The organism is Streptomyces sp. H27-D2 (genome assembly GCF_035828615.1).
Taxonomy (GTDB): domain Bacteria; phylum Actinomycetota; class Actinomycetes; order Streptomycetales; family Streptomycetaceae; genus Streptomyces.
Genome location: NZ_JAYMZR010000090.1, coordinates 22890 through 29808, shown reverse-complemented (window position 1 = coordinate 29808; position 6919 = coordinate 22890). Strand labels below are relative to the sequence as shown.

The 6919-nt window shown below is 67.9% G+C and carries 6 protein-coding genes and 1 rRNA gene; all 7 read left to right on the top strand.

The genetic code is table 11. The features are described 5' to 3' along the window. Positions 1-8: 8 nt before the first annotated feature. The 7 genes from rrf (at position 9) to QMK28_RS27200 (ending at position 6906) form a co-directional block, all read left to right on the top strand. Positions 9-125: ribosomal RNA gene (gene rrf, locus QMK28_RS27230) — 5S ribosomal RNA — on the top strand. A gap of 146 nt (positions 126-271) precedes the next feature. Then, the gene (locus QMK28_RS27225; RefSeq protein WP_326442241.1) at positions 272-880 is read left to right on the top strand and encodes a CDP-alcohol phosphatidyltransferase family protein; all 609 of its coding nucleotides are present in this window, start codon (positions 272-274) and stop codon (positions 878-880) included. Between the two features lie 115 nt (positions 881-995). After that, positions 996-3491 (top strand): mannose-1-phosphate guanyltransferase, encoded by a 2496-nt coding sequence (locus QMK28_RS27220; protein ID WP_326442240.1) that lies wholly within the window; start codon positions 996-998, stop codon positions 3489-3491. Positions 3492-3640: 149 nt separating this feature from the next. After that, complete coding sequence (locus QMK28_RS27215) at positions 3641-4555, top strand: DUF881 domain-containing protein (RefSeq protein WP_326442239.1); 915 nt, start codon at positions 3641-3643, stop codon at positions 4553-4555. Next, entirely contained in the window at positions 4552-4884 is a 333-nt protein-coding gene (locus tag QMK28_RS27210) for a small basic family protein (protein ID WP_042152041.1), read from the top strand. Before QMK28_RS27215 ends, QMK28_RS27210 begins: the two co-directional genes overlap by 4 nt. Positions 4885-4889: 5 nt before the next feature. After that, positions 4890-5858: a DUF881 domain-containing protein gene (locus tag QMK28_RS27205; protein WP_326442237.1), complete on the top strand. Its 969-nt coding sequence runs from the start codon at positions 4890-4892 to the stop codon at positions 5856-5858. A gap of 94 nt (positions 5859-5952) precedes the next feature. Next, positions 5953-6906 carry an FHA domain-containing protein gene (locus tag QMK28_RS27200; RefSeq protein ID WP_326442245.1) on the top strand — a complete coding sequence of 318 codons (954 nt, stop codon included), beginning with the start codon at positions 5953-5955 and terminating at the stop codon, positions 6904-6906. Positions 6907-6919 lie beyond the last annotated feature (13 nt).

Genomic DNA, 6919 nt, shown 5'->3' with positions numbered 1-6919 from the left:
CATAGTGTTTCGGTGGTCATAGCGTTAGGGAAACGCCCGGTTACATTCCGAACCCGGTAGCTAAGCCTTTCCGCGCCGATGGTACTGCAGGGGGGACCCTGTGGGAGAGTAGGACGCCGCCGAACAACCTTTAAGAGAATGCCCCGCTGGGAACCTTTGGTTCCTGGCGGGGCATTTTTGCGTTGTGCCCCGGACCCGCTGCGCGGCAGGGCAAAGCGTACGGGTAAGGTCAGAGGGAAAATATCGGCACGCTCCCACAGGAGGCCCTCGGATGGAGGTCCAGGAGACCCGCGTCCAGACGACCCGGGTCCTGACCATCCCGAATATCCTCAGCATGGCCCGCCTGGTCGGCGTGCCGGTGTTCCTGTGGTTGATCCTTCTGCCGGAGTTCGGCGGCCCCAAGAGTGATGGCTGGGCCCTGCTCGTGCTGCTGTTCAGCGGCATCAGCGACTACCTCGACGGGAAGCTCGCCAGGCGATGGAACCAGGTCAGCAGCTTGGGCCGGATTCTGGACCCGGCCGCCGACCGGCTCTACATCCTGTCCACTCTCGTCGGTCTGACATGGCGTGAGATCCTGCCGCTCTGGCTGACCGCGGCGCTGCTCGCGCGTGAACTCATGCTGTTGATCGCGGTGGCCGTTCTGAGCCGGCACAACTACGGTCCGCCACAGGTCAACTTCCTCGGCAAGGCCGCCACCTTCAACCTGATGTACGCATTCCCCTTGCTGCTTCTGAGTGATGGAAGCGGCTGGCTTCCCACGCTCGCTGCTATTTTCGGATGGGCGTTCGCAGTTTGGGGTACAACGCTCTACTGGTGGGCAGGAGTCCTGTATGTGGTTCAGGTCCGCCGGCTCGTCAAAGCGGACACCGCAGCCGACTGAGCTCGCCGTTTCGGCAGTCTCGTACGTGCCGGGTGCTCATTGGCGAGACCAATGTGCATCCGCGGACGGGTGAAGTCGGCATTCCCGCCGTCTCTTCGAGGAGGACGCTTCCGACATGAAGGCCGTCGTGATGGCCGGCGGCGAAGGCACGCGCCTTCGTCCCATGACCTCAAGCATGCCCAAGCCGCTCCTGCCGGTGGCCAACAGGCCCATCATGGAGCACGTTCTACGGCTGCTGAAAAGGCATGGTCTCAACGAGACAGTCGTGACTGTACAGTTTCTCGCTTCGCTCGTGAGGAACTATTTTGGTGATGGCGAAGAGCTCGGAATGGAGCTCACTTATGCCAATGAGGAAAAGCCACTCGGTACCGCAGGGAGCGTGAAGAACGCCGAGGAAGCCCTCAAGGACGATACTTTTCTCGTCATCTCCGGCGATGCCCTGACCGATTTCGACCTCACCGACCTCATCCGATTCCACAAGGAGAAGGGCGGGCTCGTCACCGTATGTCTGACGCGCGTGCCCAATCCGCTTGAGTTCGGTATCACCATCGTCGATGAGGAAGGCAAGGTCGAACGCTTCCTGGAGAAGCCGACCTGGGGCCAGGTATTCTCCGACACCGTCAACACCGGCATTTACGTGATGGAGCCCGAGGTCTTCGATTACGTCGAGGCCGATACGTCCGTCGACTGGTCCGGTGACGTCTTCCCTCAGCTGATGAAGGAAGGCAAGCCCATTTACGGCTACGTCGCCGAGGGCTACTGGGAGGACGTCGGCACCCACGAAAGCTATGTGAAGGCGCAGGCCGACGTCCTGGAGGGCAAGGTCGACGTCGACATCGACGGCTTCGAGATCTCCCCCGGCGTGTGGGTGGCCGAAGGCGCCGAGGTGCACCCGGACGCGGTGTTGCGCGGCCCGCTCTACATCGGTGACTACGCGAAGGTGGAAGCGGGAGCGGAACTCCGCGAGCACACCATCGTGGGATCCAATGTGGTGGTCAAGACCGGTGCGTTCCTCCATAAGACGGTTGTCCACGACAACGTCTACATCGGGGAGCACAGCAATCTGCGCGGCTGTGTCATCGGAAAGAACACGGACATCATGCGGGCCGCCCGGATCGAGGACGGCGCGGTTATCGGCGACGAATGCCTCGTCGGTGAAGAATCGATCATTCAGGGCAATGTCCGGGTCTACCCGTTCAAGACCATCGAGGCCGGCGCGTTCGTCAACACCTCGGTGATCTGGGAGTCCCGCGGCCAGGCGCATCTGTTCGGCGCGCGCGGGGTCTCCGGCATCCTCAATGTGGAGATCACTCCGGAACTGGCGGTCCGGCTGGCGGGGGCGTACGCGACCACGCTGAAGAAGGGCTCGACCGTCACCACAGCGCGTGACCACTCACGTGGCGCGCGGGCGCTCAAGCGCGCGGTCATCTCCGCGCTGCAGGCCAGCGCGATCGATGTGCGCGACCTGGAGAACGTCCCGCTGCCGGTGGCCAGGCAGCAGACCGCTCGCGGCAGCGCCGGCGGCATCATGGTGCGTACGACACCGGGCGTCCCGGACTCGGTCGACATCATGTTCTTCGACGAGCGAGGCTCCGACCTGTCACAGGCGGGCCAGCGCAAGCTGGACCGGGTGTACGCACGGCAGGAGTACCGGCGGGCGTTCCCCGGCGAGATCGGGGATCTGCGTTTCCCCTCCAGCGTGTTCGACTCGTACACCGGCTCGCTGCTGCGCGCGGTCGACACCAGCGGAGTGTCCGAAGCCGGGCTCAAGGTCGTGGTGGACGCCTCGAACGGCAGCGCCGGTCTGGTGCTGCCCAGTCTGCTGGGCCGGCTGGGCGTCGACGCGCTCACCATCAACCCCGGCCTCGACGAATCACGGCCGACCGAGACCGCGGACGCGCGCCGTTCGGGCCTCGTGCGGCTGGGGGAGATCGTCTCGTCCGCGCGCGCCGACTTCGGGGTGCGGTTCGACCCGGTGGGCGAGCGGCTCTCGCTGGTGGACGAGCGGGGGCGGATCGTCGAGGACGACCGCGCCCTGCTGGTGATGCTCGACCTGGTGGCCGCCGAGCGGCGCAGCGGCAAGGTCGCGCTGCCGGTCACGACCACGAGGATCGCCGAGCAGGTGGCGGCGTACCACGGCACCCAGGTGGAGTGGACGACGACATCGCCCGACGATCTGACCAGGGTCGGCCGGGGAGACACCACCATCTTCGGCGGTGACGGACGGGGCGGATTCATCATCCCCGAGTTCAGCAGCGTCTTCGACGGGTCGGCGGCCTTCGTCCGGCTGATCGGACTGGTCGCCCGTACCCAGCTCACGCTGAGTCAGATCGACGCGCGCATTCCGCGGGCGCATGTGCTGCGACGGGACCTCGCGACGCCGTGGGCGGTCAAGGGGCTCGTGATGCGGCATGTGGTGGAGGCGGCCGGGGACCGGTTCGTCGACACGACGGACGGGGTGCGGGTCGTGGAGACCGACGGCCGCTGGCTGATGGTGCTGCCCGACCCGGCCGAGGCCGCCACCCACCTGTGGGCCGAAGGGCCGGACAGCGCCTCCGCGGAGGCGCTGCTCGACGAGTGGTCGACGGTGGTGGACAGCGCCGGTCGCTGAATCCCGTACGCGTGCGTGGAGATGTCAACCTTCCGCTCCGCGGCTCATGACGAGTCGTGAGGCGGAGGGTTGACGAACTCCTGTACGGGCTTCCGCACGCCGGTGGGGCCATTGGGTGACGGCGGGTCCGACGTGCGACGATGTGCGGCATGTCGCAGCAGGACTCCGATCGGAGCAGCACTCCGCCACGCAGGCGTCCGGATGCCTCCATGTCGCTGCTGACCAACGTGATGGACCACAGCCTTGACGACGGCTACGCCGAGGCGGCGGCTCTTCGCAAGGGCGGTGAAGCGCTGCCGCGCGCGCTGCGCGCGAAACTGTGGCTCGCCGCCGGGCTGGTGCTCGCCGCGGCGGTGGTCACCGTCGGCGCCGCCGAGGCCCGGATCTCCGCGCCGACGCTGGCCAAGGAGCGCGAAGAGCTGATCTCCCGCATCGGGACGGGCACTTCGGACGCCGACGACCTGGAGAAGAGCGTCGACCGGCTCCGCGACGACGTCGGGGACCGACAGCGCCAGGCGCTGCAGAAGCACGGCGGGGAGAAGGGCGAACTCGTGGCGCTGCTGTCCGGGGCGACCGAAGTGCGCGGCCCCGGCGTGAAGCTGGTCGTCGACGACGCCAAGGAAGCGCCGCAGGGCGGTGGCGGGCCGCGCGAGAGCAGCGGCTTCACAGACACCGGGCGGGTGCGCGACCGGGACATGCAGCGCGTGGTCAACGGGCTCTGGGCGTCCGGGGCCGAGGCGATCGCGGTCAACGGCCAGCGGCTCACCGCCCTGTCGGCGATCAGAGCCGCGGGTGACGCCATACTGGTCGACAACAGGCCGCTGGTGCCGCCGTACACGGTGCTCGCGATCGGGGACGGGCAGCGGCTCAGCACCGCGTTCCAGGACAGCGCCGACGGCCAGTACCTGCACGTGTTGCAGGAGAGCTATGGCGTCCGCACCAGCATCTCCGCACAGGAACAGCTGCGGCTCCCGGCCGCGCCGAGTCTGATCGTACGTACCGCAGAACCGAAGGCCGGCGCCGCCGAGAAGCGCGGCGCCGACACAGGGAAGGGCACATCGTGATCGCCGTACTGGGACTCATCGTGGGAGTCGTGGTCGGACTTGTCGTCCGCCCCGTGGTGCCGACGGTGGTCGAGCCCTACCTGCCGATCGCCGTGGTGGCGGCTCTCGACGCGGTCTTCGGGGGCCTGCGGGCCATGCTCGACGGGATCTTCGACGACAAGGTGTTCGTCGTGTCGTTCCTGTCGAACGTGGTGGTGGCCGCCCTGATCGTCTTCCTCGGCGACAAGCTCGGTGTCGGATCCCAGCTCTCCACCGGTGTGGTGGTGGTGCTCGGCATCCGCATCTTCTCCAATGCCGCGGCCATCCGCCGGCATGTATTCCGGGCGTGAGGGCGATGAGCGAGGACAACACTCCCGAGCCCGGGGACCGGCGCGACGGCGAGTCCGAGCGGGCCGATTGGGCTGACCGGGCGGAGCGGGCTGACCGGGCGGCGCCGGGCGAAGAGAACCGGAAGGCGCCGCGGGAACCTCGGAAGCAGGTCCAGGAGCGGCCCTCCGAGCGGGTGGCGCTTCCGCCGGAAAGTACGCCGGAGCCGCCCCCGCCCCAGCCGAGCGCCTCGACCGCGAAGCCGGCCGCGCCGGTCCTGACCGGCCGGCAGCGCCTGTTCGCGGCGGTGTGGCCGCCGCGGCTGACCCGCGCGCAACTCATCGTCGCGCTGCTGCTGTTCGTCCTCGGGCTGGGCCTGGCAATCCAGGTGCGCTCGACCAATGACAGCAGTGCGCTGCGCGGCGCGCGCCAGGAGGACCTGGTGCGGATCCTCGACGAGCTCGACGACCGCACGCAGCGCCTGGAGGACGAGAAGAGTCGGCTGGAAGGCCAGCGGACCGAGCTGGAGAACAGCTCCGACCAGGCCGAGGAAGCGCGTAAGCAGACGGTGCAGAAGGAACAGCAGCTCGGCATCCTGGCCGGCACGGTCGCCGCGCAGGGGCCGGGGATCAATCTGACCATCACCGACCCGGGCAAGGCGGTGGAGGCCGACAAGCTGCTGGACACCATCCAGGAGCTGCGGGCCGCGGGTGCGGAGGCGATCCAGATCAATGGCGTGCGAGTCGTCGCGAACACCTTCTTCGCCGATGAGGACGGAGGCGTGCAGATCGACGGGCACAAGGTCGACCAGCCGTTCCGCTTCAAGGTGATCGGCAAGCCGCAGGATCTGGAGCCCGCGCTGAACATCCCGGGCGGTGTCGTGCAGACTTTGGAGAAGGAGCAGGCCACGGTATCCGTGGAACGTGCTCAGAAGATCATCGTGGACGCCTTGCGGTCGGCGAAGCGGCCTGACTACGCTCGGTCGTCGTCGCAGTGAGCCGGAGGGGTGTCCGGACGGCCATGGGGGCATCGCGGCGGGAGCACGAGGTTGCGGGGGGTCGGCGCATCCAAGAGGTGGTGCGTGGTGGAAACTGTCAGACGGCTGTGGACGTTCACTGGATGTCCGGATCGGCCGGTGTGTGCAACGAGGGTTCGTCCTGCCCCACGGGCGGGTCTGTTTCGGTCAAGGGGAATCGCCCGTGAAGTTGTTTGGGAAGTTGTTCGGCAAGAGCGCGCGTCAGGACGCTGGCAGCGGCAACGCCCGCCACCGCGCGGCGCGCGGCGCGGACGGGACCGGCTCCGGCGAGGACCGTCCGCTGTTCCGCGACGAGGTCGCTGCTCCAGGCGGTGACAATACGGGCGGTTACGGCGCGGCCCCTGTTGACCCTGCCGGTTCCGGGCGCATAGGTTCCGGGGAACCATCAACCTCAAGTGCGGGTGGAGGGTTTGCCTCCGATCCGCATGCGTCGAACGCCCCCGCGGGGCAGCCGCGGCAGGAGGACCACTCCATGACTGCTCTGCCCGTGTGCACGAGATGCGGCCACCGCAATGCCGAGGCGAGCCGGTTCTGCTCCAACTGCGGCGCGCCGCTGCGGGCCGGCGCCCAGCCCGAGCGTCCCTCGGAGACGACCTCCACGATCTCCATCTCGGGTCTGGAGGCGTACGAGGCCGAGGCGACGGGACAGCCGCTGCCCTCGCTGTCCCCCGAGGCGCAGGCCGCGGTCGACGCGCTGCCGCCCGGGTCGGCGCTGCTGGTGGTGCGCCGGGGTCCGAACTCCGGCAGCCGCTTCCTGCTGGACGGCGAGCTGACCACGGCCGGCCGGCACCCGCAGGGCGACATCTTCCTGGACGACGTGACCGTCTCGCGTCGCCACGTGGAGTTCCGGCGCGGCGCGGACGGCGGCTTCACCGTCTCCGACGTGGGCAGCCTCAACGGTACGTACGTCAACCGGGAGCGGATCGACGCGGTCGCGCTGACCAACGGCGACGAAGTGCAGATCGGCAAGTACAGGCTGGTCTTCTACGCGAGCCAGCGAGGCATCTGACCCGACAGGGAAG